Annotated in this window: 20 protein-coding genes; 10 read left to right on the top strand and 10 right to left on the bottom strand. The window is 67.5% G+C overall.

Annotated elements, in window-relative coordinates; all coding sequences use genetic code 11:
- Positions 1–181: 181 nt before the first annotated feature.
- Positions 182–1,231, top strand: coding sequence for a DUF3592 domain-containing protein (locus QZM35_RS31900; RefSeq protein ID WP_174975899.1), 1,050 nt, complete (start codon positions 182–184; stop codon positions 1,229–1,231).
- A gap of 54 nt (positions 1,232–1,285) precedes the next feature.
- Here QZM35_RS31900 and QZM35_RS31905 read toward each other — a convergent pair whose 3' ends face one another.
- On the bottom strand, positions 1,286–1,900 hold the full coding sequence (locus tag QZM35_RS31905; protein ID WP_089426602.1) for a CGNR zinc finger domain-containing protein: 615 nt from the start codon (positions 1,898–1,900) through the stop codon (positions 1,286–1,288).
- A gap of 81 nt (positions 1,901–1,981) precedes the next feature.
- On the opposite strand from QZM35_RS31905, the gene QZM35_RS31910 reads away from it, so the two are divergent.
- Complete coding sequence (locus tag QZM35_RS31910) at positions 1,982–2,797, top strand: alpha/beta fold hydrolase (RefSeq protein ID WP_089426603.1); 816 nt, start codon at positions 1,982–1,984, stop codon at positions 2,795–2,797.
- A gap of 46 nt (positions 2,798–2,843) precedes the next feature.
- Here the strand turns inward: QZM35_RS31910 and QZM35_RS31915 are convergent, their stop codons facing one another.
- Genes QZM35_RS31915 through QZM35_RS31925 form a run of 3 tightly spaced genes read right to left on the bottom strand, consistent with a single transcriptional unit; the run spans position 2,844 to position 5,076 of the window.
- A complete protein-coding gene (locus QZM35_RS31915) occupies positions 2,844–3,602 on the bottom strand; it encodes an amino acid ABC transporter ATP-binding protein (RefSeq protein WP_174975896.1) in 759 nt (252 codons plus the stop codon).
- Positions 3,599–4,279: an amino acid ABC transporter permease gene (locus QZM35_RS31920; RefSeq protein ID WP_089426605.1), complete on the bottom strand. Its 681-nt coding sequence runs from the start codon at positions 4,277–4,279 to the stop codon at positions 3,599–3,601. The genes QZM35_RS31915 and QZM35_RS31920 overlap by 4 nt, the downstream gene beginning before the upstream one ends.
- Positions 4,280–4,293: 14 nt before the next feature.
- Positions 4,294–5,076 carry an amino acid ABC transporter substrate-binding protein gene (locus QZM35_RS31925; RefSeq protein ID WP_043185191.1) on the bottom strand — a complete coding sequence of 261 codons (783 nt, stop codon included), beginning with the start codon at positions 5,074–5,076 and terminating at the stop codon, positions 4,294–4,296.
- A gap of 325 nt (positions 5,077–5,401) precedes the next feature.
- On the opposite strand from QZM35_RS31925, the gene QZM35_RS31930 reads away from it, so the two are divergent.
- Positions 5,402–5,674: a hypothetical protein gene (locus tag QZM35_RS31930; RefSeq protein ID WP_301777460.1), complete on the top strand. Its 273-nt coding sequence runs from the start codon at positions 5,402–5,404 to the stop codon at positions 5,672–5,674.
- Positions 5,675–5,762: 88 nt separating this feature from the next.
- Here QZM35_RS31930 and phnY read toward each other — a convergent pair whose 3' ends face one another.
- Both phnY and phnA read right to left on the bottom strand, forming a co-directional pair.
- Complete coding sequence (gene phnY, locus QZM35_RS31935) at positions 5,763–7,217, bottom strand: phosphonoacetaldehyde dehydrogenase (protein ID WP_301777461.1); 1,455 nt, start codon at positions 7,215–7,217, stop codon at positions 5,763–5,765.
- Positions 7,218–7,246: 29 nt separating this feature from the next.
- Positions 7,247–8,485: a phosphonoacetate hydrolase gene (gene phnA / locus QZM35_RS31940; protein WP_047852694.1), complete on the bottom strand. Its 1,239-nt coding sequence runs from the start codon at positions 8,483–8,485 to the stop codon at positions 7,247–7,249.
- Between the two features lie 208 nt (positions 8,486–8,693).
- On the opposite strand from phnA, the gene QZM35_RS31945 reads away from it, so the two are divergent.
- The 5 genes from QZM35_RS31945 to QZM35_RS31965 all read left to right on the top strand — a co-directional run bounded on the left by QZM35_RS31945 (position 8,694) and on the right by QZM35_RS31965 (position 15,326).
- A complete protein-coding gene (locus QZM35_RS31945) occupies positions 8,694–9,749 on the top strand; it encodes a putative 2-aminoethylphosphonate ABC transporter substrate-binding protein (protein WP_089426608.1) in 1,056 nt (351 codons plus the stop codon).
- Between the two features lie 97 nt (positions 9,750–9,846).
- Entirely contained in the window at positions 9,847–10,938 is a 1,092-nt protein-coding gene (locus tag QZM35_RS31950; RefSeq protein ID WP_089426675.1) for a putative 2-aminoethylphosphonate ABC transporter ATP-binding protein, read from the top strand.
- Positions 10,935–12,662, top strand: a complete 1,728-nt coding sequence (locus QZM35_RS31955; protein WP_301777462.1) for a putative 2-aminoethylphosphonate ABC transporter permease subunit — start codon at positions 10,935–10,937, stop codon at positions 12,660–12,662. Before QZM35_RS31950 ends, QZM35_RS31955 begins: the two co-directional genes overlap by 4 nt.
- 48 nt (positions 12,663–12,710) lie before the next feature.
- A complete protein-coding gene (locus tag QZM35_RS31960; RefSeq protein ID WP_089426610.1) occupies positions 12,711–13,841 on the top strand; it encodes a 2-aminoethylphosphonate--pyruvate transaminase in 1,131 nt (376 codons plus the stop codon).
- A gap of 96 nt (positions 13,842–13,937) precedes the next feature.
- Positions 13,938–15,326, top strand: coding sequence for an FAD-dependent oxidoreductase (locus QZM35_RS31965; RefSeq protein ID WP_301777463.1), 1,389 nt, complete (start codon positions 13,938–13,940; stop codon positions 15,324–15,326).
- Positions 15,327–15,443: 117 nt separating this feature from the next.
- On the opposite strand, the gene QZM35_RS31970 is transcribed toward QZM35_RS31965, so the two are convergent.
- Both QZM35_RS31970 and QZM35_RS31975 read right to left on the bottom strand, forming a co-directional pair.
- The gene (locus QZM35_RS31970) at positions 15,444–16,172 is read right to left on the bottom strand and encodes a phosphonate utilization associated transcriptional regulator (protein ID WP_301777464.1); all 729 of its coding nucleotides are present in this window, start codon (positions 16,170–16,172) and stop codon (positions 15,444–15,446) included.
- Positions 16,173–16,378: 206 nt separating this feature from the next.
- Positions 16,379–18,553: a phosphocholine-specific phospholipase C gene (locus QZM35_RS31975; protein WP_089431859.1), complete on the bottom strand. Its 2,175-nt coding sequence runs from the start codon at positions 18,551–18,553 to the stop codon at positions 16,379–16,381.
- 228 nt (positions 18,554–18,781) lie between these two features.
- On the opposite strand from QZM35_RS31975, the gene QZM35_RS31980 reads away from it, so the two are divergent.
- Positions 18,782–19,699 carry a LysR family transcriptional regulator gene (locus tag QZM35_RS31980; protein WP_089426614.1) on the top strand — a complete coding sequence of 306 codons (918 nt, stop codon included), beginning with the start codon at positions 18,782–18,784 and terminating at the stop codon, positions 19,697–19,699.
- A 95-nt stretch (positions 19,700–19,794) separates the two neighbouring features.
- Here the strand turns inward: QZM35_RS31980 and QZM35_RS31985 are convergent, their stop codons facing one another.
- Positions 19,795–21,435, bottom strand: coding sequence for an L-lactate permease (locus QZM35_RS31985; RefSeq protein WP_089431860.1), 1,641 nt, complete (start codon positions 21,433–21,435; stop codon positions 19,795–19,797).
- A gap of 420 nt (positions 21,436–21,855) precedes the next feature.
- On the opposite strand from QZM35_RS31985, the gene QZM35_RS31990 reads away from it, so the two are divergent.
- Positions 21,856–22,167, top strand: a complete 312-nt coding sequence (locus QZM35_RS31990) for a DUF4148 domain-containing protein (RefSeq protein WP_301777465.1) — start codon at positions 21,856–21,858, stop codon at positions 22,165–22,167.
- A 102-nt stretch (positions 22,168–22,269) separates the two neighbouring features.
- Here QZM35_RS31990 and gshA read toward each other — a convergent pair whose 3' ends face one another.
- Positions 22,270–23,883: a glutamate--cysteine ligase gene (gene gshA / locus QZM35_RS31995; protein ID WP_174975889.1), complete on the bottom strand. Its 1,614-nt coding sequence runs from the start codon at positions 23,881–23,883 to the stop codon at positions 22,270–22,272.
- Positions 23,884–24,206: the final 323 nt, after the last annotated feature.

The following is a 24,206-nucleotide window of genomic DNA, read 5'->3' on the forward strand; positions in this document are numbered from 1 at the left end:
ATTCCGAAGCCCGGTTAGCGAAAGCTAACCGGGCTTTTTCCTTTTCCGCCGCACGCGCGGCGTGCGCCCTGTCGCAGTACGCCATCGCACGCCTGTTCCACATCGTTTCCGCTAGAATCGTCCGACAAATATCACACGACCGGCGCAGGCACTGCCGTTTGCCCGCCGGCACTGAGAGAACATGGGACGTCAGACATGGAAGCATGTAACCGAGACGCGACCATTCAGAGAGCCTGGTTGCGCCGATATCGGCCGGTCCGTGAGGACACGCCATTCCCCCGATCACACCGGCATCCGCAGTGCGACGCACGAACCGGATCCGGCCATGCCGGGTAAGGACGCACTTGTCGCCATGGCGCTCGGCGTCGTACTGCTCGTACTGGCAGGCGTGCTCGCCGTCATGACCGGCCAGGCGACCGGTCATCTTGTCCGCACGCCGGGCACGGTCGTCCGTATCGTGCAGGACAGCGACGCGATGCGCGCGTACCGGCCGATCGTCGCGTATCTCGCGAACGACGGCCAGCGCCGCGAGGTCGCTGGCAATACCGCGTCGACCACCCCCGCCTACGACATCGGCGAGAACGTCGAGGTCCTGCTCGATCCCGTCCATCCCGAGCGCCCCGCGCTGATCGACGATTTCGCGCAACGCTGGTTTCCGGCGGCGGTGGCGGCGCTGCTCGCCGTCGCGTCGTTCGCGATCGGCGCCCTGCTGATCGCCGGCAAGCGCCACCGCATGCAATCCGATGCGCCGCCCGCCCGGGCCGAGCGCAAGCAGGCGCGACGCCGCTGGGATATCGCGATCGTGCTGATTCCGATCACGATCGGCACGGGCTTCATTGCCGGTGCCGGCGCAGCCGGCCTGCGTCAGTGGCAGATCGCCCACCACTACGCGCGCTCAACCGGCCACGTCGTCGAGATCGCAAAAAATGCGCGATCGGCCCGCTCGCGCACGTCGCTGTATTCGGCGATCGTCGCGTTCACGACCGACAGCGGACGCCGGATCACGTTCGCCCAGGGCGCGGCGTCGTCGCATCCGGGCCTGCAGGAAGGCGAAGCGGTCAACGTGCTGTACGACCCCGTCACCCCCGAGCGCGCGGTCGTCGACCGCTTCTGGGATCGCTGGGGCCTCACGGCCATCCTGCTCGCAATCGGTGCGCCGTTCCTCGCGGCCGGGCTGTTCGTCGCCGCGACGCTGTGGCCGGAGCATCGGTCGCACGAGGTCGCCCCATGATGCTCGCGCGCCGGCCGCACATCGCGTGGCACGACAAGCGGTACGGCGCGCGCGTCACCGCTCCCTGAACGCCTCCACCTTCGCGCGGTTCCCGCATGTGCGCATGTCGCACCAGCGGCGCCCGACGCCGCGGCCGCGATCGACGAAGAACCACGTGCACCGGCCGCACTGCCTCACCCGCGCGAAATCGTCGCTGCGCAGCAGTTGCTCGAAGCCGAGTGCGGCCGCGTCGACCCAGCGCGACGCGGCACGCGCGTCGGGCCGCCACGCGAACCGGCCGTCGACCGCATCGAACGCGCTGCGCCCGATCGCCTCGCGAATCGCGACGGCGAGCCGGTCCGCCGCGCGCGCGCCGGTCGTGCCGCCGCCTCCGGCCGTCAGGTGCGAGATTGCCGTGTAGGCATCCTCGCGAAAGCGATGCAGCGCCGCCAGCGCGTCCGCGTCGTCCTGCCGCGCATGACGCAGCATCCGCGCCAGATCGGCCGGCGCCAGCAGCCCCGATCGTTCCGCCCACGCATGCACGGCCGGCCAGTCGACGAGCTTGTCCGCGTCGCGCGTCTTGCCCGTATCGGCCACCGTGTTGAGGAAATCGAGCGCCGGATGGCCGCCGACGAAATCGGCCGAACCCCATGCGTGCGCGGCCCGCGCGGACTCGTGTCGAGTAACCATTTATTTTCACCTATCGGTTTCATACCCGGACAATCGGGAGTAACCTGTTAACAACCAAAACAGGTTAGCACGGAGAGGCCGATGCTCGAACTCGCCAACCGCTTCATTTTCGAAGGCCACCGGATTGCCTGGGGAACGATCGGCGAAGGCCCGCCGCTCGTGCTCGTGCACGGCACGCCGTTTTCGTCGCAGGTGTGGCGCCGGATCGCGCCGTGGCTCGCGCGGCGTCATCGCGTGTTCTTCTACGACCTGCTCGGTTACGGTCAGTCCGACATGCCGGACGCGGACGTGTCGCTCGGCCGCCAGAACAGGCTGTTCGGCGCGCTGCTCGACGAGTGGAACATCTCACGCCCCCGCGTACTCGCGCACGACTACGGCGGCGCAACCGTGCTGCGCGCGCACTTTCTCGACGGCGTCGCCTATGCGGATCTCACGCTCGTGAATCCGGTCGCGATCGCGCCGCAGGGTTCGCCGTTCGTGCGTCATGTCGCGCAGCACGAAGCCGCCTTCACCGGATTGCCCGCGTATGCGCATCACGCGCTGGTGTCGGCGTATCTCGGCAAGGCGGTCGCGCGGCCGCTGAGCGACGAGGCGCTGTCGATCTACCGCGCGCCGTGGCTCACGCCCGACGGGCAGGCCGCGTTCTATCGCCAGATCGCGCAGATGCGCCAGCGCTACATCGAGGAAGCCGAGGCCCGTTACGCGCCGCCGGACTTTCCGGTGCGCATCGTGTGGGGCGAGGACGACGCGTGGATTCCGCTCGAACAGGGGCAGGCGCTGGCCGATCGCATCGCACACGGCCAGCTGATTCGGGTGCCGGGCGCAGGCCATCTGGTGCAGGAAGATGCGCCGGAGGCGATCGTCGCGGCGGTGCTCGACGCATCAGCGCAAGGTTGACGCCCGCCGAAGCGCATGTCGCATGTCGCTTGTCACGTGTGCCGCGTCAGAACACCGGCACGCCCTGCGCGAGCGTCGAGATGAATTTCGCGGTGCGCGGATCGCGCGGATCGCCGAACAGGTCGCGCGACGCACCGGCTTCGACAACGCGGCCTTCCGCGAGAAACACCGCGTCGTGTGCAATCGACGCGGCCAGGCGCAGGTCGTGGGTGGCCATCAGCATCGTCGTGCCTTCCCGTGCGAGCTGGCGCAGCACCTCGACCACTTCGACGGACAGCTCCGGATCGAGCGCCGACGTCGGCTCGTCGCACAACAGCACCTGCGGCGACGGCGCGAGCGCACGCGCGATCGCGACGCGTTGCTGCTGGCCGCCCGACAGCGTGCCGGGCCACGCGTCGGCCTTGTCCGCGATGCCGACCTTCTCGAGCAGCGCGAGCGCACGTTCGCGGGCCCGCTCGCGCGGCCAGCGCTGCACGGTGACGAGCCCTTCCATCACGTTCTGCACGACACTCAGGTGCGGAAACAGCTGGAAGTTCTGGAACACCATGCCGGTCTGTCGGCGCACCGCGAACACCGCGTCGCGCGCCGGCCGCTGCGCCGGCGAGAAGTCGATGCGGGCGTCGCCGACCGTCAGCGTGCCCGCCTCGGGCACTTCGAGCAGGTTCACGCAACGCAGCAGCGTGCTCTTGCCGCTGCCGGACGGCCCGATCAGCGCCGTCACGCTGCCGGGTTGCAACGCAAGGTCGATCCCTTGCAGCACGCGGTGCGTGCCGAACGACTTGTCGATGCGTTCGAGCCTAATCATCGCAGTTCCGCCTGGAACAGCGCATGACGGCCGAAGCGGATTTCGAGGCGACGCTGCAGCGTGGACAGCACCGAGCTGAGCAGCAGATAGACCAGCGCGGCTTCCGTATAGAGAATCATCGGCTCGTAGGTCACGGCCGCGATCCGCTGCGCGGCCTGGAAGATTTCCGGCACGGTCAGCACGGCCGCGAGCGACGTGTCCTTCACGAGCGAAATGAACGAATTAGACAATGCGGGCAGCGCGACGCGCGCGGCCTGCGGCAGGATCGCGCGGCGCAGCGCCTGCGGGCGCGTCATCGCCATCGAGTACGCGGCTTCCCACTGCCCCTTCGGAATCGATTCGATCACGCCGCGGATCACCTCGGCGTTGTACGCGCCGACGTTCAGCGAGAAGCCGATCACCGCGGCCGTCAGCGGATCGAGCACGATGCCGACGCTCGGCAGCCCGTAGAAAATTACGAACAGCTGCACGAGCAGCGGCGAACCGCGAAACAGCCAGATGTAGAAACGGACGGCGGCCTGCGCCCAGCGCGGCCCGAACAGCCGCGTGAGCGCCGCGCCGAAGGCGAGCAGCAGGCCGATCGCGAACGACGCGAGCGTGAGCGGCACCGTGAACACGAGCCCCGCGACGAGCAGGGGCCGCAGCGATTCCGCCATCAGGTGAAGCCAGGCCGGCATCGTTCAGCCTCGCGTCACGGCTGCGACACGTCGCGGCCGAAATACTTCTGCGAGATCTTCGCGTAGGTGCCGTCGGCCTTGATGTCCGCGAGCGCCTTGTCGATCGCGGCCACCAGCGCGGGGCTGCCCTTGCGCAGCAGCACGCCCGATGCGTCGCTCGCGCCGCCCGTGTCGGTCGCCGCGATCTTCAGCTTCGCGTCCGGCTTGTGCTTGCGGAAATCGAGGTACGACAGCGAATCGTTGATCGTCGCGTCGACGCGCCCCGAGCTCAGCAGGTCGATCGATTCGTTGAAGCCCTGCACGGGCACGACGTCCGCACCGTGCGCGGCCGCGAGCTTGCCGAAATTGCTGGTCAGCGTGTTCGCGGATTTCTTGCCCTTGAGGTCGTCGAACGAGCGGATCGTCGTGTTGTCCGCACGCACGATCAGCACCGCGCGCGACGTGATGTACGGCGTCGAGAAATCGTATTTCGCCTTGCGCGCGTCGGTGATCGACACTTCGTTGACGACCGCGTCGTAGCGGTTCACGTCGAGGCCCGCGATCAACCCGTCCCACTTGCCTTCGACGAACTGCGGCTTCACGCCGAGGCGCTGCGCGATCGCGGTCGCGATGTCGACGTCGAAGCCCGTCAGCTTGCCGGTTTCGTCGTGGTACGTGAACGGCGCGTACGTGCCTTCGGTACCGACCCGGAACACGCCGGACGACTTGATCTGCGACAGGTCGTCGGCAGCCAGTGCGCTCGTGACCGAAACGGCCTGCAGCATGGCGACGACCAGGATGGAGCGAAGGAATTTCATGGTGCGGACCCCGAATGATTGGAGGGAATGGTCCCGCGGCACATATATGCCGTTCGAGAGGTCCGCGAATTCTACCGACGCGTCGAGGCCCGGCAAAAACGCAAATCGGCTATCGATATGAGCGCGACGAATAACGCGCCGGCCAGCCCCCCTCATCCCTCAGATGAAATCCGTCGCGATGCAGCGCGGCAATGATCCGACGATTCGTTACCGGCGGTTACAGAAGCGACACCGTGGTATCACCCGTTCGGCATGCGCTACGTACCATGAAGGCAGGTCAACCTGTTGCTCGCGGGCCTTGCCCCGCGAACGGAGTGAACGGCAAATGAAACGCTTCCTGTTCTCCAGTGCCGTCGGACTCGCGGCCGCCTGCCTGTCGGCAGGCGCATTCGCGCACGCCGACGTCGGCGTGTACTTGGGCGTGCCGGGGCCGGTGATCGAGGCGCCGCCGCCTGTCTACTACACGCCGCCCGTCGTGTACGAGCCGGCACCCGCCTATTACGGCCCGTACTACGGCGAATATCGCTATCGCCGCTACCGTCACGACAACGGCTGGCATCGCGGCTGGCGACATCACCACCACGACGACGACGATTGACCGTCGCCTGGCGGCCATCGCGGGCGCATCCGCCCGGGGAATCTCCGCGCGCCGGCCTTCGAGCCGGCGCGCGCGCATCACGCGTCGCTTACCACGGCAGCGAATACGTCTTCGTATTCGTGAAGCTCTTCATTGCTTCCTGCACGCCCTCCTTGTACCCGAGCCCCGAATCCTTCACGCCGCCGAACGGCGTCAGCTCGAGCCGGTAGCCCGGCACTTCGCGCACGTTCACGCTGCCGACTTCCAGCTCGGTGATGAAGCGCGTGATGTGGTCGAAGCGGTTCGTGCAGACCGATGACGACAGCGCATAGTCGGTGCTGTTCGACATCCGGATCGCGTCGTCGATGTCGCGAAAGCGCATGATCGGCGACACGGGGCCGAAGGTTTCGTACTTCACGAGCGGCATGTCGGGCGTCACGCGATCGATCACCGTCGGCGAATACAGCGCGCCGTTGCGGACGTTGCCGACCAGCAGCCGCGCCCCGCGGGCGATTGCGTCATTCACCTGCTGCTCGCAGAACTTCGCGGCCGCCTCGTCGATCACCGTGCCCATGTCCACCGACGGATCGGCCGGGTTGCCGTACGACCACGCCCTGGTTTTCTCGACCACCAGCTCCGTGAAGCGATCGGCCACCGACTCGTGCACGAGCATCCGCTTGATCGCCGTGCAGCGCTGCCCCGAGTTTTTATACGAACCCGACACCGCGAGCGTGCTCGCTTCGTCGAGATCGGCGTCTTCCATCACGATGATCGGATCGTTGCCGCCGAGTTCGAGCACCGCGCGCCGGTAGCCCATCCGCGACGCAATCGACTTGCCGATCGATACGCCGCCCGTGAACGTGATGAGATCGATCGCCGGGTTCGTGATCAGCTCGTCGGCAATCTCCTGCGGATCACCGGTGAGCACTTGCAGCATCTGCGGCGGCAGGCCGGCTTCGTACAGGATGTCCGCGAACAGGTAGCACGACAGCGGCACCTTCTCCGACGGCTTCACCACGATCCGGTTGTTGGTGGCCACCGACGGCACGATCTTGTGCGCGACCTGGTTCATCGGGTGATTGAACGGCGTGATCGCCGAGATCACGCCGAGCAGCGGATCGCGCTGCGTGTACACGCGGCGCTTCTTGCCGTGCGGAGTCAGGTCGCACGAGAAGATCTGCCCGTCGTCCTTCAGCACTTCCCCGGCACCGAACGTCAGCACGTCGGCCACGCGGCCCGCTTCGTACGTCGAATCCTTGATGCACAAGCCGGCCTCGGCCGTGATCAGCGCTGCAATCCCGGCAGTGCGCGAGCGCACGATGTCGGCCGCACGGCGCAGGATCGCCGCACGATCGTGGCGCGTCAGTGTCGGCCGGTACGCACGTGCGGCGGCAAACGCGCGCCGCACGTCGTCCAGCGTCGCCTTCGGCACGGTGCCGACGAGCTCGCCGTCGTACGGGTTGCGCACTTCGATTACCGCGTCCCGATGAATCCGTTCTCCATCGATTCGCAGTGCTTCGCGACGAATCTCGCGGACGTCCGTCGATGCTGCAATGGCGTTCATGAGTGTGTCCCCTTACGGATGCGTGCGCATCACTGCAGATGGTTGAGCGCGATGTCGATGATGTCGAAGTTGCGCAGCCGCGCGCGGCCCGAGACGTCGCCGGCGACCGGCTTGCTGAAGATCAGCGGCACGATCTGCTCCGAGATCCCGCCGTGCGAGCGCAGCGGCACGTCGAGACCCGACAAGTCGTGCTTGATGCGGCGCGTGCCGAGCACGACGTCCTGCTTCGAGATCACGATCAGGTCGCCCATCCGCGCCGGCGGCAGCTCGAAGCGCGCGCAACCCTCGGCGCCCGTGAGCACGACCTCGATGCCGTCGACCGCGGCGAGCCGTGCGCGCAGCGCTTCGGCGTCGGCCGTCGCCGGCACGTAGACGGTCGCGAACGAGCCGAGCGCGCCGTGGTGCACGACGTACGGATCGGTGATCGGCAGGATCACGCGCGCCGCATCCTCGCCGAGCCACTCGTCGAACAGCTCCTGCAGGTAGATCACGTTCGGCTCGCCGGTTTCGTCGTCGTGCTTCGCGTTCATCCCGTGGTCGGCCGTGATCGCGACGATCGCGCCGAGCGCGTCGAGACGCTGCAGGTAGGTGTCCATCATTGCGTAGAACGCGTTCGCGCCTTCCGTGCCGGGCGCGCACTTGTGCTGCACGTAGTCGGTGGTCGACAGGTACATCAGGTCGATCGGGCGCGTCTCGAGCAGGCGCACGCCGGCCGCGAACACGAATTCCGACAGGTCCGCGCTGTACACGCTCGGCACCGGCTTGCCAACCAGCTCGAGCACGTTGTCGATGCCGTTTTCCTCGATGCTCGCCTCATCGGCCTTTTCCGACGAGAAGCAGATGCCCTTCAGCCCCTTGCCGAGCAGGCGGCGCAGCTTGTCCTTCGCGGTGACGACCGCGACTTTCGCACCCTGCTCCGCGAAGGTCGCGAGCACGGTCGGTGCGACCAGGTACTTCGGATCGTTCATCAGCACCTCGGCGCCGGTGTCGCGATCGTAGAAGTAGTTGCCGCTTATCCCATGCACCGCCGGCGGCACGCCTGTCACGATCGACAGGTTGTTCGGGTTCGTGAAGCTCGGCACCACGCACTCGCCCTTGAGCGCCGTGCCCGGCTTCAGCAGCGTGCGCAGGAACGGCGCGACGCCGGCCTCGGCCGCTTCTTCCAGATATTCGTATGCGCAGCCATCGACGCAGACGACCACCACGGGCCGGCTCATCCAGTTGTAGCGGCGGCCGTTCACTTCCACGGATACAGGCGTTTCATTCATGACGTTCATTCCTTTCAGGTCGAAGGGGTGAGCCGTCGGCGCCCGCGCCGCGCCGAAGGGAGGTGTTTTCCATGCTTGACATTAAAATTGATGATTTGTAGATTGTCAACAACATGCAGAGAACAGAAAGCAAAACAACGGTGCAGCAAGAGGGCTGGTCTCCACTCATCCGCCGCGTGCCGCGGCGTCACAGTCAAGGGGTCTGAAGATGAACGAAGTGCCGGTAAACAAGCGTTTGAACGCATGGGCGGCGGGCGCGGCCCGTTTCGCGCTGGCCGCGGCGGTCGCGCTCGGCGCGGTGCAGGCGGCGCACGCGAAGACGTCGCTGCTCGTCTATACCGCGCTGGAAGACGAGGCGATGAAGCCCTACAAGGACGCGTTCGAGAAAGCGAACCCCGATATCGAGATCCGCTGGGTTCGCGACTCGACCGGCTCGGTCACCGCGAAGCTGCTCGCCGAGAAGAACAACCCGCGCGCGGACGTCGTGCTCGGCCTCGCCGCGTCGAGCCTGACGCTGCTCGACCTACAGGGGATGCTGATGCCGTACGCGCCGAAGGGCTTCGACCAGCTCACGCGCAAGTACAGCGACGCGAACACGCCGCCGCACTGGGTCGGCATGGACGTGTGGGGCGCGACGATCTGCTACAACCGCGTCGCCGCGCAGGCGAAGGGCATCCCGAAGCCGACGTCGTGGGAAGACCTGACGAAGCCTGTCTATAAAGGCGCGATCGTGATGCCGAGCCCGGTTTCGTCCGGCACCGGCTACCTCGACGTGACCGCGTGGCTGCAGACCTTCGGCGACGACAAAGGCTGGAAATTCATGGACGCGCTCGACAAGAACGTCGCGCAATACGTGCATTCGGGCTCGAAGCCGTGCACGCTCGCCGGCACCGGCGAATTCCCGATCGGCATCTCGTTCGAGTTCCGCGGCCACGAACTGCAGTCGCAGGGCGCGCCGATCGATCTCGTGTTCCCGAAGGAAGGGCTCGGCTGGGACATGGAAGGCACCGCGATCATGAAGACGACGAAGCAGCCCGACGCCGCTAAGAAGCTGGCCGACTTCATGGCGAGCAAGGAGGCGAACCAGATCACCGCGCGCTGGTGGGCGATCGTCGCGTACCCGGGCGTCGCGCGCAAGCTGGCCGGCATCCCCGACAACTACTCGGACCTGCTCGTGAAGAACGATTTCGTGTGGTCGGCGAAGAACCGCCAGTCGATTCTCGATACGTGGCAGAAGCGCTACGGCGCGAAAGCGCAGCAGTAATACCGCGACCCGCCGCGGGGCCGCGCCGCGCGCCGCCCCGCGCCACCCTTTCCATCGTCGAATCCGGCCCCCGGGCCGCCCCAGCATGGAGGCGCGCATGGCACCTTATCTGAGCGTAGAACGCATCGAGAAGCGGTACAACGACACGCAGGTCCTGACCGACATCAACCTGAGCGTGATGAAGGGCGAAATGATCTGCTTCCTGGGGCCGTCCGGCTGCGGCAAGACTACGCTGCTGCGGATCATCGCGGGGCTCGAGACGCAGAACGCCGGCCACATCATGCAGGACGGCCGCGACATCTCGCGGCTGCCGCCGCAACTGCGCGACTACGGGATCGTGTTCCAGTCGTACGCGCTGTTCCCCAACCTCACCGTGTACGACAACGTCGCGTACGGGCTCGTGAACCGCAAGATGAAGCGCGACGCGATCCACGAGCGCGTGCACACGCTGCTCGCGCTGGTCGGCCTGCCCGACAGCCATCGCAAGCATCCGGGCCAGCTGTCCGGCGGCCAGCAGCAGCGCATCGCACTGGCGCGCGCACTCGCCACCTCCCCCGGCCTGCTGCTGCTCGACGAGCCGCTGTCGGCGCTCGACGCGCGGGTGCGCGTGCGGCTGCGCCAGGAGATCCGCGCGCTGCAGCAGCGGCTCGGCGTGACGACGATCATGGTCACGCACGACCAGGAAGAAGCGCTGTCGATGGCCGATCGCATCGTCGTGATGAACCACGGCGTGATCGAGCAGATCGGCACGCCGCTCGAAATCTACCGGCAGCCCGCGTCGCCGTTCGTCGCGGACTTCATCGGCCGCGTCAACACGATTCCCGCCGAAGTCGCGCAGGACGGCTCGCTGCGCGCGGGCGCGGTCGGCCTCGACTGCCGCCATGGCACGGCACGGCCGGCGCAAGGCGCGGCGGTGTCGGTCTACGTGCGGCCTGAGGACCTGCGCATCCGCGTGCCGGGCGAGACGGCCGACAACGTGCTGGCCGGCCGCGTCGAGAAGCTCGAATTCCTCGGCGCGTTCTGCCGCGTGAGCTTCCGGATCGACGGGCTCGACGGCCAGGAGATCGTCGCCGACCTGTCGTATCACGACGTCGACCGCACCGGCGTGCAGGCCGGCGCGCGCATCGACCTCGCGCTCGATCGCGAGCATGTCCGCGTGTTCCCGAGCGCGAAGGAGCGACTGCAATGAGCACCGTCCTGACCGAGCGCCGCCGCGGCGCCTCCGCCCCCGCCGACGTGCGGCAGATCACGCACTGGCACGACCGCATCGCGCAGCTCGCGCTCGTCGCGATGGCCGCGCTGATGTCGATGTTCCTGCTGCTGCCGCTCGCGCTCGTCGTGCAGAAATGCTTCGTCGATGCGGACGGGCGCTTCGTCGGCGCGCACAACTTCGTCGAGTATCTCGAGGACAGCGGCGTGCTGCGCTCGATGCTGCATTCACTGACGGTCGGCGCGCTCGTCACGTCGATCGTCGTGCCGATGGCGTTCACGTTCGCTTACGCGCTGACGCGCTCGTGCATGCCGCTGAAGAACGCGGCGCGCACGATCGCGCTGCTGCCGCTGCTCGCGCCGACGTTGCTGTCCGCGGTGTCGTTCATCTACTGGTTCGGCAACGCGGGGCTGCTCAAGCCGCTGCTGCACGGCCATTCGATCTACGGGCTGCCGGGCATCGTGCTGAGCATGGTGTATGCGTCGTTCCCGCACGTGCTGATGATCCTCGTCACCGCGCTGTCGCTGGCCGACGGCCGGCTCTACGAGGCCGCCGACGCGATGGGCACGAGTCGCATCCGCAAGTTCTTCACGATCACGCTGCCGGGCGCGAAGTACGGCTTGATCAGCGCGACGATGGTGGCGTTCACGATGTGCATCAACGACTTCGGCGTGCCGGTGGTGATCGGCGGTTCGTACAACGTACTGTCGACCGACATCTACAAGCTGATCATCGGCCTGCAGGATTTCAACCGCAGCGCGGTCGTGAGCCTGATGCTGCTGTGTCCGGCCCTCGTCGCGTTCGGCGTCGACTTCTTCATCCGCCGCCGCCAGCAGTCGCAGCTCGGCGCACGCTCGACGCCGTACCAGCCGAAGCCGTCGCGCGGCTTCGACGCCGCGATGCTCGCGTACTGCGGCATCGTGTGCGCGTTCTTCATCGCGGTGGTCGGCATCTCGGTGTTCGCGTCGTTCGTGAAGTTCTGGCCGTACCAGATGAGCGTCGGGCTGCAGCACTACGAGATGGGGCTGATCGGCGCCGGCATCTTCGACGCGTACAAGAACAGCCTGCGGATGGCCGCGACCGTGGCGCTCGGCGGCACGATCGTCGTGTTCGGCGGCGCCTACCTGATCGAGAAGACCCGCGGCGCGCGCTGGCTGCGCGGCTTCATCGCGCTGTGCGCGATCCTGCCGATGGGCGTGCCGGGGCTCGTGCTCGGCATCAGCTACATCTTCCTGTTCAACGCGCCCGGCAATCCGCTGAACGGGCTGTACGGGTCGCTGTGGCTGCTCGCGATCGTCACGGTGGTGCACTACTACGCATCGAGCCACCTGACCGCCGTCACCGCGCTCCGGCAGATCGACAGCGAGTTCGAGGCCGTGTCCGCGTCGCTGAAGGTGCCGTTCTACAAGACCTTCCTGCGCGTGACCGTGCCGGTATGCCTGCCGGCGATCCTGCTGATCGCGCGCTATCTGTTCGTGAACGGGATGACGACGGTCTCGGCCGTCGCGTTCCTCTACTCGCCCGACACGCAGCCCGCATCGGTCGCGATCCTGAACCTCGACGACGCGGGCCAGATGGGCCCGGCCGCCGCGATGGCCACGCTCGTGCTCGCGACGTCGTCGTTCGCGTGCGTGCTGTTCGCGTGCATCTCGCATCGACTGTTGCGCCGCACGCAGGCCTGGCGCAATCCGCATCGCCGTTGATTCTTTGACCGTATTCACGTGACGTCCCGACTTCATCAAGGAGACACCATGACGCTCGCCGCCCAGCCCATCCTGCTCACCCCTGGCCCCCTGACGACCTCCGACACCACGCGCGACGCGATGCTGCGCGACTGGGGATCGTGGGACAGCGACTTCAACGCGATCACCGCGCGCTTGCGCGAACGCCTGCTGCAGATCGTGCACGGCGAAGGCACGCACGAATGCGTGCCGCTGCAAGGCAGCGGCACGTTCTCGGTCGAAGCGGCCCTCGGCACGCTCGTGCCGCGCGACGGCCACGTGCTCGTGCCGAACAACGGCGCGTACTGCCAGCGCATCGCGAAGATCTGCCGCGTGCTCGGCCGCCAGCTGACGACGATCGACTACAGCGAGGATCGCCGCGTCGATCCGGCCGACGTCGAGCGCGCGCTCGCCGCCGATCCGACCATCACGCACGTCGCGCTCGTGCACTGCGAAACGGGCGCCGGCGTGCTGAACCCGCTGCACGACATCGCGCAGGTCGTCGCGAAGCACGGCCGCGCGCTGATCGTCGACGCGATGAGCTCGTTCGGCGCGATCGACATCGACGCGCGCACGACGCCGTTCGACGCGGTAATCGCCGCATCCGGCAAATGCCTCGAAGGCGTGCCGGGGCTCGGCTTCGTGATCGCGAAGCGCAGCGCGCTCGAACGCTGCGAAGGCAACAGCCACTCGCTCGCGATGGACCTGTACGACCAGTGGGTCTACATGCAACGCACGACGCAGTGGCGCTTCACGCCGCCGACGCACGTGGTCGCGGCACTCGACGCCGCCGTCGCGCAATACGTCGACGAAGGCGGGCTCGCGGCGCGCGGCGGCCGCTACCAGCGCAACTATCGCGCGCTGATCGACGGGATGCTCGCGCTCGGCTTCCGGCCGTTCCTCGATCCGGCGATCCAGGCACCGATCATCGTCACGTTCCATGCACCGGACGATCCGAACTACGACTTCAAGCGGTTCTATCAGGAGGTCAAGCAGCGCGGCTACATCCTGTATCCGGGCAAGCTGACCGAGGTCGAGACGTTCCGGGTCGGCTGCATTGGCCACTTCGGCGAAGCCGGCATCCCGGGCGCGGTCGCCGCGATCGCCGACACGTTGCGGGCAATGGGCGTGCGTCGCGTGTCGGCGGAAGCGGCCGCCTGACGTGACGTGATGTAACCCGCCGCATGCACGTTCGCATGCGGCGGCCGTCTTTTTTCGGGCCGTGCACGGCACGGCCCCTTTTCGACGAACCCTCCCATGCGACCCTTCTGGATCGAACAAGCGCTGTTCAACGACGGCGATCTCGCCCCCGCACTGCAAGGTGCGACGCAGGCCGACGTGTGCATCGTCGGCGGCGGCTTCACCGGGCTCTGGACGGCGATCCAGGCGAAGCAGCAGAACCCCGCGCTCGACATCGCGATCGTCGAGGCCGACCTGTGCGGCGCCGGTGCGAGCGGTCGCAACGGCGGCTGCCTGCTCACGTGGTCCGCGAAATTCCTGACGCTGCGGCGGCTGTTCGGCGAAGCCGAGGCGATCCGGCTCGTGAAAGCATCCGAAGCGGCCGTGCAGCACATCGCCGATTTCTGCCGCGCGCACGACATCGATGCCGAGCTGCGGCTCGACGGCACGCTGTACACCGCGACGTCGCGCGCGCAGGTCGGCACGCTCGCGCCGGTGCTCGACGCGCTCGCCGCATGCGGCATCCATAGCTACGAGCCGCTGCCGCCTGCCGAGGTCGCGCGCCGCTCGGGGTCCGCACGCAATCTCGACGGTGTCTACTCGCCGATCGCCGCGACCGTGCATCCCGGCAAGCTCGTGCGCGGGCTGCGGCACGTGGCGCTCGCGATGGGCATCCGGATCTACGAACGTACGCCGATGCTCGACTTCACGCCCGGGCAGCCGGCCGTCGTGCGCACGCCGTCCGGCAGCGTGCGCGCGGGCAAGCTCGTGTTCGCGATCAACGCGTGGATGGCAAGCCGCTTCCCGCAGTTCGAGCGCACGATCGCGGTCGTGTCGAGCGACATGGTCATCACCGAGAAATGCCCCGAGCTGCTCGAGAAAACCGGGCTCGTGGACGGCGTGTCGGTGCTCGATTCGCGAATCTTCGTCTACTACTACCGCACCACCGCCGACGGGCGGCTGATGCTCGGCAAGGGCGGCAACACGTTCTCGTGGCGCAGCCGCATCGCGCCCGTGTTCGATCAGCGCTCGCCGTACGAGGCGCAACTCACGCAAAGCCTGCGCGAGTTCTTTCCGTCGCTCGCGGGCGTGCCGGTCACCGCGAGCTGGAACGGGCCGTCGGATCGCTCCGTCACCGGCTTCCCGTTCTTCGGCCGCCTCGACGACGCGCCGAACCTGTTCTACGGCTTCGGCTACTCGGGCAACGGCGTGGGGCCGACCTACATGGGCGGGCAGATCCTGTCGTCGCTCGTGCTCGACCTCGACAACGCATGGACGCGCAGCCCGATCGTGCGCGGCCCGCTGGGTCATTTCCCGCCGGAGCCGATCCGCTATGTCGGTGCGCACGTCGTGCGCAATGCGATCCGCCGCAAGGAGCGCGCGGAGGACGAGAGCCGGCCGCCGGCAGTTGTCGACACGTGGCTCGCGAAATTCGCGAGCGCGGCGGGGAAAGCCGACAAGGCGTGACGATGCGTCGACCTGCGGGACCTGCATGACCTGAAGACGCAATGAAAAAAGGGACGCGGCGAAGCGTCCCTTTGCGTTGTGCCGTGCGCGGCACCCCGCGCGGGCCTTGCCGGGCGCTTACGCGCGCACGGTCTTCTCCCGCGCCGCCTTCCCCGCCGCCGGCAGCCCCTGCTCATGCGTGCGGCGCATGCGCTCTAGGCCGTGCGACACGTGCTCGCGCACGAGCGCCACCGCCTGCGCTTCATCGCCACCCGCGAGCGCCTGCACGATCTTGTCGTGCTCGGCCGCGGACACGGCGATTGCATCCTCTTCGGCCTCGATTGCCGCCTGGCGCAGCAGGCCGAGCTGGCGCACGAGCCGGCGGTAGGTATCGGTGAGATGCGTATTGCCGACGCCGACGACCATCGCATCGTGGAACTGCACGTTCAGCTCGGTATAGCGCGTGACGTCGTGCGTCTTCGCGGCGTCCTTCATCGACTGGATGATGCCCTTCAGCACCTTCAGCGTGTCGGGCGAGATACGCTTCGCGAGCGCGCGCGCGACCGACTCGTCGAGCATCGCGCGCACTTCGTAGATCTCCTCGGCTTCGCGCAGCGGCACGACGCGCACCGTCACGCCGCGGTTCTTCTCGTTGCGCAGCAGGCCGGCCTGCTCGAGCGCGCGGAATGCTTCGCGCACGGGGCCGCGCGACACGTTCAGCTTGGTCGCGATCTCGACTTCGTTGAGCTTCTCGCCGGGCGCGTATTCGCCGGAGACGATCGCGCGCTCGAGCATGTCCTGGACGATCATCGCGAGCGACTGGCTTTGCAGGAGTTCGATGGCGCTGAGCGCGTTCGGGGCTGTCATGGTCGGGCAGGCAGCAAGGCTGCGGTAGAGAACGAGGGCGCCATATCGGCGAATGATCCTTGTATACCCTCGGCCCGGCACATTGTCAACAGTTTTCAGTTTCCAAAAGCCAATTCCGCCTGCCGGAATGCAACCGCCGCGCAACCGGCAGGCGGCGGTCGCGCGGCGGGCTGACCTCACCCGCCTCGCGCGACGCGTGGCGACCGTCAGGCCGTCGGGTGCTTCACCGGCCCCGGATCGCTTTGGCTCGGCCGCCCCGTCTCGACGTGGCCCGCGAAGCGGCGCACGACCTTGTCGTCGCCGCCGCGCAGCGTCGTCGCGGTGATCGTCAGATCGTACCAGCCGTGGCTCGACGACAGCTCGAAGTGATCCTCGATGCGCTCGCCCGGCTCCAGCGTGTAGGTCCGCGCATGCTTGTGGCTATACGCGTTGTCGACCGTGACGCGGCACGTCGCGCGCCCGCTGTTGCGCAGTTGCAGGTACACGTGGCGGTTGCGCACGTCGTAGCCGATCCGCGCTTCGGGGTTCGCGTGGCGGCCGTCCGCCGCGAGCCGCGTGTTGCCCTGGAACTCGCACAGATAGCCGTTCGGGCCGTAGGCCGCGAGATGGTAGTCGCCGCGCGCGGCCGACGTGTTCCACGTGTCGACGAAGCGGTCGTGCGCGGACACCGCATAGCGGCGCGGCGGCGTCGTCGGGTTGCGGCGGTCGTATACGTAGAACGCGGCCCCTGCGTCACCGGTGTTCGCGAAGTCGAGCGACACGCTGTCGTCGTGCCCGCTCACGCGGCTGTGCACGAACAGCTCGTACGGCAGCGCACGTGCCGGACGCGTGCCGGGCTCCTGCGTCGGCATCGACTGCTGCGCGGGCACCTGGTACGCCTGGCCGGCCGTCGCGATGTGCTGCGGCACCGTGAAGCTGACCGTGCGCGTGTCGGGGCGCGCGGAAAAGTCGAACGCCGACGTCAAGTCGCCGCAGATCGACCGGCGCCATGCGCTGATGTTCGGCTCCTTCACGCCGAAGCGCGCTTCGAGGAAACGCAGCACCGACGTATGGTCGAACGTCTCCGAGCACACCCAGCCGCCCTTCGTCCACGGCGAGATGATGATCAGCGGCACGCGCGGCCCGAGGCCGATCGGCTGGATGCCGCCCGGGTCGGCGCCCGGCACGAGCGGGCTCATTTCGCCCGGGTACTTGTTCAGGTCGAGCAGCTCGTCGCCGAGATTCGACAGCAGGTTCGACGACACGATGCCCTGGCCGCCCACGCCGCTCGTGACCGGCGGCACCGGCGGCACGACGTGGTCGAACAACCCGTCGTTCTCGTCGTAGTTCAGGATGAACACCGTCTTCGCCCACACTTCCGGGTTCGACGTGAGCGCCTCGAGCACCATGTTGATGTAGAACGCGCCGTCGGTCGGCGACGCCTGCGGGTGCTCGCTGTACTTGTACGGCGACACGATCCACGACACCTGCGGCAGCCGGTTCGCCTGCACGTCCGCCTTCAGCTCGGCGAGCGTATGGTCCGACGCGCCCTTGTCGACCAGCGGGCCGCTCGCGCCTTCCTTCACCTGGAAGCGCTTGAAGAACATCAGCGAGTTGTCGGTGTAGTTGTCGGTCGGGTCGCCCGGGATGCCCGTGCCGCCCTGGTACACCTTCCAGCTGATCTTCGCGTTCTCGAGGCGTTCCGCGTAGGTCGTCCACGTGTAGCCGTTCACGTCGTCGCGCTCGCCGATGCCCGGGCCGTTCGGCGGGTTGCCGTAGATGTTGCGCGGGTCGACCGTGCCGGTCCACAGGTAGATGCGGTTCGGTGCGGTGTCGGCGTGCGCGGAGCAGAAGTACGAATCACAGATCGTGAACGCGTCGGCCAGTGCGTAGTGGTACGTGAGATCCTGGCGCTTCAGGTAGCCCATCGTCAGCACGTCCTGCTTCTGGTTCACCCACTGGTCCCACTGGCCGTTGTTCCAGGACAGGTGGCCGCTGCTCCAGCCGTGGTTGGTGCCCGGCTGGAATTCGGTCGTCTGCTTCGGATCGAGGTAGAACGGCAGCACGTACGGCGCCGACGGATCGAGGCCGCGCGAATGGTAGTTCTTCGTGAACACCGACGCCGGCGGCTGCTGCCACACCGGTGCACCGCTCGGCAGCAGGTGCGGGCGCGGGTCGTTGAAGCCGCGCACGCCGCGCAGCCCGCCGAAGTAATGGTCGAACGAACGGTTTTCCTGCATGAAGATCACGACGTGTTCGACGTCGCGGATCGTGCCCGTGCGATAGGCGGCCGGCATCGCCAGCGCATTGCGGATCGCGGGCGGGAAGCCCGCGTAGGCGGCCATCGCGCCGGCCGACTGCGCGGCGAGGCGCAGGAAATCGCGTCGATTGTTCGAGGACATGAAGAGAACCCTGTTGTCGGTAGAAATGGGGGCGCCAGTCGAGCGGGGCCGGCGGTTTGCGTCGCCGTTATTACCCCGCATCGGCGTGTCCCGCCCGTGACCGGTTACCGCAGGTTTCTTTGGGTTACCCACAGGAATTTTTTCGAAGCGGCGCACGACGCGCCTTTCATCCGGCCGACATACGCGTGCGCTACGCTGACGCGCGATACAGAGGGGAGAAGCCGAGTCGTGTTCGATCAGCTGAAGGCGTTCCACGCGACCGTCCGGCAGGGCAGCATCACGCGCGCCGCGCGCCACCTGGGCGTGAGCCAGCCGACGATCGCCGCGCAGATCCGGCAGGTCGAGCAGGTGTACGGCGTCGAGCTGTTCTACCGCAGCGGCCGCAAGCTCGAAGTCACCGAGACGGGCATCGAGCTGCTGCCGCTCGTCGAGAAGATGATCGCGCTCGAGGCGCAGGCCGACATCATGCTGCGCAACGTCGGCGGCCTGTTCGAAGGCCACCTGCGGATCGGCGCGACGGGGCCGTACTACATCATGGACGCGGTCGGCCGCTTCTCGAGCGCGCACCCGTCGATCGCGCTCACGTGCCGGATCGGCAACTCCGAGGAGATCCTGCAGGCGCTGCAGGAATTCCGCATCGATCTCGCCGTCTCGTCGCAGCGCAACGATGCCGACGGCCTCGAACGCAAGGTGATCTCGACCGACCCGCTCGTGCTCGTCGTGCATCGCAACCATCCGCTCGCGCGCTTCGACGCGATCGAGCCGGCGCAACTCGCCGACGTGCGGCTGCTGATTCGCGAGGAAGGCTCGGTCACGCGCCGCTGCACGGAGACGATTCTCGAGGCGGCCGGTGTCGCAGCCGTCTCGGTGGCCGAGATCGGCAGCCGTGAAGCAATTCGCGAAGCGATCCTGCACGGCGTGGGCGGCAGCCTGTTTCCGCTCGGCGAGGCCGAACGGCATCCGGATTTGCGCGTGATCGCGCTGCGCGGCGTCGACACGACGATCGACGAATACGTGTACTACCTGAAGGCGCGCCGCCAGAGCCCCGCGATCGACGCGTTCCTCGCCTGCATCCTGCCGGCCGGCAGCGGCACTGCCGGGACGGATGAAGCAGGACGAACGGCGCGGCGGGCGAACGCACGCTGAACTGCCGCGCGTTCGCCGGTTCCGCACGTGACTGGCGCTTTTCCCGCGCCTTCCCTCGCTTTTCCTCGTGCCTTCCTTCTGTCGTCGCGCTCACCTCACTTCGGCAGTGCCGGAATCATCCACGTCAGCACGTGCTGCTGCAGGAACACCAGCACACCGAGCAACAGCGTGAGAATCACGCTGTGCCAGAAGGTGCGCGCGAACACGACACCTTCCTGTCCTTTCAGGTCCGTCGTCGATACCCCCGTTGCGATGTTCTGCGGCGAGATCATCTTGCCCATCACGCCGCCCGACGAGTTGGTCGCGGCCATCAGCACCGGATCGAGGCCGAGCTGCCGCGCGGCGACGACCTGCAGGTTGCCGAACAGCGCATTGCCCGACGTGTCGCTGCCGGACAGGAACACCGCAATCCAGCCGAGCGACGCGGACACCAGCGGGAACAGCGCACCGGTCGACGCGACGCCGGTGCCGAGCGTGTAGCTGATCCCCGAGTAGTTCAGCAGGTACGCGAGCCCGACGATCATCATCACCGTGACGATCGCGATCCACGTTTGCCGCCAGGTCTTGACCACGCAATCGAAGAAATCGCCCACGCCGGTGCGTGTCAGCGCGGCCGTGATGATCGCCGAGAGCAGGATCGCGGTGCCCGTGCCGAGCGGCTGGAAGTCCCAGATCGCCGCATACGGCTTGTGATACAGCGACACGAACACCGCGTTGTGCAGGCCCGGCCACTTGATCTTCACGTCGCCGATTGCCGCGATGTTCGCGTGCACCCATACGATCACGACCACCGACACGACGAGCCACGGCAACCAGCCGCCGAAGCCCGCGCGCGCGGCGCCGGCCGTTGCCGGCACGCTGCGCGCGAGCGCGTATTGCGGATCGGGCTGCGGCTTCCACAGCTGCAGGAAACCGATCGTGACGATCAGCGACGTGAGCGACGACAGCACGTCGGTGAGCTGGTAGCCGAGGAAGTTCGACGTGACGAACTGCGCGATCGCGAAGCTGCCGCCCGACACGAGCAGCGCAGGCCACAGCTTCGAGATCGAGCGCAGCCCGCCGTACGCGCCGACCACGTAGAACGGCAGCAGCAGCGCGAAGAACGGCAGCTGGCGGCCGACCATCTGCGCGAGGGTCGCGGGCGGCAGCGACGTGACCGCGCCGAGCACGGTGATCGGCACGCCGAGTGCGCCGAACGCAACCGGCGCCGTGTTGAACAGCAGCGTGTAGGTGAGCGCTTCGAGCGCGGGGAAGCCGAGCGCGATCAAGAGGGCGCTCGTGATCGCGACCGGCGTGCCGAACCCCGAGATCCCTTCGAGCAGGCAGCCGAACGAGAACGCGACGACGAGCAGCACGAGGCGGCGGTCGTCGGGCAGGTTGTCGAGCATCCACTGCCGGAACTGGTCGAAGCGGCCCGACTTCACCGCGATGTTATACAGCAGCAGCGCGTTGAAGACGATCCACATCACCGGCACGACCGCGAGCGCCATGCCCGCGCCGACCGCGTTAAACGCGAGCCCCGCCGGCATGCCCCATGCGCCGATCGCGACCGCGAGGCCCGCGACGAGCCCGGCGAGCGACGCCTGCCAAGCGGGGCGGCGCAGCACGCCGAGCGCGATCAGCGCGACCGCGATCGGGATCGCGGCGACGAGGAAGGACAGCAGCAGCGAGTGGGCGACCGGCGTCAACGGCTGTGCGAAGACGATGCCGGGCGGTAGGGCGTCGGTGGGGTTCATCGTGTCTCCAGAGTCGACCCGAGCTCGCAACGGGATGCCCCGGGTTCGGTACAAGGCGATGTCCTGCGGTCACGACAACAATCAGGCGCTTGCGCACGCAACGACGTTGCACGGCCAACCGATCAGTCGCTTAAAAGAGGTTAGGAGGCGCGCGGCGCTTGTACAAGGAGGACAAGCCCGATCCGTGCCGACCCGATATGGGCCAGCCGCCGCATGCTGACCGGCAGCGGGCAACCCGCTGTCGTATTCGACAGAAAGCCCGCCGCGAGCGGCTCCCCCGCGCAATGTTGCACATGCGGCAAAGGTGCCTGACGACGCGCGGGATGTTTCGTTTGGCGTCCGAAGCCTAGACTGGTCGCATCGATTCCGCCCGCGCCGGCCACGGCAGGCACGGCGCCGGAACCTCACGGAGTGAACACGATGAAGACGATGAAACGGACGGCATGCGCCTGGGTGCTGATCGGCGCGGCCTTCGCCGCTCACGCGCAGGCCGCGTCGACGCTGACGCGTGCCCAGGTCCGCCAGGAACTCGTGGAGCTGCAGGCCGCCGGCTACCGGACGAGCCTCGCGAGCAGTCCCGACTTTCCCGACCACATGCAGGCGATCATGCGCCGTGCCGCACAGGCACGCGGCGAGGACCCCGGCTACGGCAGCGAAGGCGGGGCAAACGTGGAATCGGGCAAACCGGCGCTGCCGCACGCGATCGACCGCGGCACCTACGCGCATCACTGACGGCAGATTCAACCGGACCGCGCGCACAACGGTGCGCCGTGACCAGCGACGGAGAGACGCATCGCGCACCGCGCCGACCGACGCGATGCACGTGCGCAGACATCACACGCTGAAGCGGTTCAGCGTATAAGCGCGATAGGCGGCGACGAACGCGTCGAACGATCCGGCCTCCTTCGCTTCGAGCTCGGCCTGCTCGGCCAGCGATTTCGCGGCGAGCGCCTGCTCGGTGCGCAGCGTCTCCGCCGACGGCGGACGCGCACGGAAATGCGCGGCATGCGCTTCGCTCTGCGCCAGCGCGAACCCGAGGAACGACTGGCCGCGTTCACGCATCGTGCGCAGCACGCGCGCGGACGGCGTGCGCTCCGGATCGGCGAGCTTCTCGCGTTGCGCGGCGATTGCGCGCACATGCTCGTCGCCGCCGCGGATCTCGTCGAGACGACGGCCGACGGTTTCGATATCGGCCATCAGGTCGTCCGCCCATGCCTGCAGCGTGACCGGTTGGCCGTCGCGCTGCAGCGTGAGCCCCGGCTTGCGCCCTTCCATCGTCACGCTGCCGAAGTTCGCGTTCGCTTCCTTGTACGCGGGGCAGTCGAGCGCCGGGCTCTCGTCGAGCGCGCACGCGAGCAGGAACGCATCGATGAAGCGCGCGGTTTCCAGTGCGATGCCGGTCGGCTCGAACGGATCGATGTCGAGACAGCGCACCTCGATGTACTGCACGCCGCGCGACGCGAGCGCATGCAGCGGCCGCTCGCCCGAATACGTGACGCGCTTCGGCCGGATCGTCGAGTAGAACTCGTTCTCGATCTGCAGCACGTTCGTGTTGATCTGGATCCACTCGCCGTCGCGATGCGTGCCGATCGCCTCATACGCCGGATACGGCTCGCTCACGGCCTTCGACAGCGCGTCCAGATAGCCGGGCAGCGTGTTGTAGTCGACGTGCAGCGCGGCCTGGGCAGTCGTGTTCGAGTAGCCGAGATCGCTCATCCGCAGGCTCGTTGCATACGGCAGGTACAGCGTATCGGCATCGAACGTGTCGAGCTTGTGCGGCTTGCCGCGCAGGAACTTCGTGTCGAGCGCGGGCGACGCGCCGAACAGGTACATCAACAGCCAGCTGCGGCGGCGGAAGTTGCGGATCTGCGCGAGATAGCGCTCCGACTGGTAATCGACGAGCGTGGCCGTCGAGCCCTCTTCCGCGTGCAGGCGCCGCCACACTTCCTCGTGCAGCGAGTAGTTGTAGTGGATGCCGGCGATGCACTGCATCGTGCGGCCGTAGCGATACGCGAGACCGCGCCGGTACACCGTCTTCAGGCGGCCGATGTTCGACGTGCCGTAGTTAGCGATCGGGATCTGGTCATCGGCCGGCAGCAGGCCGGGCATCGAGTCGTTCCACAGCATCTCGTCGCCGAGCGACGCATAGACGTAGCGATGCAGATCGTCGAGACGCTCGAGCGTGATCGCGGCGTCGCCTTCCGCGGGCGTGATCAGCTCGATCAGCGCTTCGGAATAGTCGGTCGTCAGCGCCGGATGCGTGAGCGCCGAACCGAGCGCGCGCGGATGCGGCGTGAACGCGATCATCCCGTCGCGCGTCACGCGCAGGCTTTCCTTTTCGATGCCGCGCAGGCCGTCGGGCAGATGCTGCCGCGTCGGGCCCGAGCTCAGCGCGTCGAGGCGATTCAGCAGCAGTTCGGACTGGCGGTGAGTCATGGTGTTCGACATGGAGACGCAAGTGCGTGACGGCCGCGCGCAGAACGCCGCGCGCGGCCGGCTGGATTGTTGGTCGCTTCGTTGGTAGCGGGCACTTTAACATCTCGCCGAAACACGCGCTTGAGGTGGCGCGGGGCACGGTGTGCGGGCTGGAGCGGGCCGCCGGGCGGGCCGGTCACGGCGGTCGCCGCATCTGCGACCGGTTCCATGCGGCGGCAACGGGCACGCCGGTTATGCGAATTCGTCGGACGGAACGTGATGCGCGAACGGGTGGCGGCAGGTGCAACCCTGCCGCTGAACCGATCGCGGAAAGCGGGGTGAGTGGGCATCGCGCG

Source organism: Burkholderia sp. AU45274, from assembly GCF_030482505.1.
Classification (GTDB): Bacteria; Pseudomonadota; Gammaproteobacteria; order Burkholderiales; family Burkholderiaceae; genus Burkholderia.

What these genes read in the sequence shown, in the direction of transcription:
- QZM35_RS31900 (WP_174975899.1), top strand. Translation starts at nt 182, where the DNA reads ATGGGACGTCAGACATGGAAGCATGTAACCGAGACGCGACCATTCAGA.
- QZM35_RS31905 (WP_089426602.1), bottom strand. Translation starts at nt 1,900, where the DNA reads ATGGTTACTCGACACGAGTCCGCGCGGGCCGCGCACGCATGGGGTTCG.
- QZM35_RS31910 (WP_089426603.1), top strand. Translation starts at nt 1,982, where the DNA reads ATGCTCGAACTCGCCAACCGCTTCATTTTCGAAGGCCACCGGATTGCC.
- QZM35_RS31915 (WP_174975896.1), bottom strand. Translation starts at nt 3,602, where the DNA reads ATGATTAGGCTCGAACGCATCGACAAGTCGTTCGGCACGCACCGCGTG.
- QZM35_RS31920 (WP_089426605.1), bottom strand. Translation starts at nt 4,279, where the DNA reads ATGCCGGCCTGGCTTCACCTGATGGCGGAATCGCTGCGGCCCCTGCTC.
- QZM35_RS31925 (WP_043185191.1), bottom strand. Translation starts at nt 5,076, where the DNA reads ATGAAATTCCTTCGCTCCATCCTGGTCGTCGCCATGCTGCAGGCCGTT.
- QZM35_RS31930 (WP_301777460.1), top strand. Translation starts at nt 5,402, where the DNA reads ATGAAACGCTTCCTGTTCTCCAGTGCCGTCGGACTCGCGGCCGCCTGC.
- phnY (WP_301777461.1), bottom strand. Translation starts at nt 7,217, where the DNA reads ATGAACGCCATTGCAGCATCGACGGACGTCCGCGAGATTCGTCGCGAA.
- phnA (WP_047852694.1), bottom strand. Translation starts at nt 8,485, where the DNA reads ATGAATGAAACGCCTGTATCCGTGGAAGTGAACGGCCGCCGCTACAAC.
- QZM35_RS31945 (WP_089426608.1), top strand. Translation starts at nt 8,694, where the DNA reads ATGAACGAAGTGCCGGTAAACAAGCGTTTGAACGCATGGGCGGCGGGC.
- QZM35_RS31950 (WP_089426675.1), top strand. Translation starts at nt 9,847, where the DNA reads ATGGCACCTTATCTGAGCGTAGAACGCATCGAGAAGCGGTACAACGAC.
- QZM35_RS31955 (WP_301777462.1), top strand. Translation starts at nt 10,935, where the DNA reads ATGAGCACCGTCCTGACCGAGCGCCGCCGCGGCGCCTCCGCCCCCGCC.
- QZM35_RS31960 (WP_089426610.1), top strand. Translation starts at nt 12,711, where the DNA reads ATGACGCTCGCCGCCCAGCCCATCCTGCTCACCCCTGGCCCCCTGACG.
- QZM35_RS31965 (WP_301777463.1), top strand. Translation starts at nt 13,938, where the DNA reads ATGCGACCCTTCTGGATCGAACAAGCGCTGTTCAACGACGGCGATCTC.
- QZM35_RS31970 (WP_301777464.1), bottom strand. Translation starts at nt 16,172, where the DNA reads ATGACAGCCCCGAACGCGCTCAGCGCCATCGAACTCCTGCAAAGCCAG.
- QZM35_RS31975 (WP_089431859.1), bottom strand. Translation starts at nt 18,553, where the DNA reads ATGTCCTCGAACAATCGACGCGATTTCCTGCGCCTCGCCGCGCAGTCG.
- QZM35_RS31985 (WP_089431860.1), bottom strand. Translation starts at nt 21,435, where the DNA reads ATGAACCCCACCGACGCCCTACCGCCCGGCATCGTCTTCGCACAGCCG.
- QZM35_RS31990 (WP_301777465.1), top strand. Translation starts at nt 21,856, where the DNA reads ATGAAGACGATGAAACGGACGGCATGCGCCTGGGTGCTGATCGGCGCG.
- gshA (WP_174975889.1), bottom strand. Translation starts at nt 23,883, where the DNA reads ATGTCGAACACCATGACTCACCGCCAGTCCGAACTGCTGCTGAATCGC.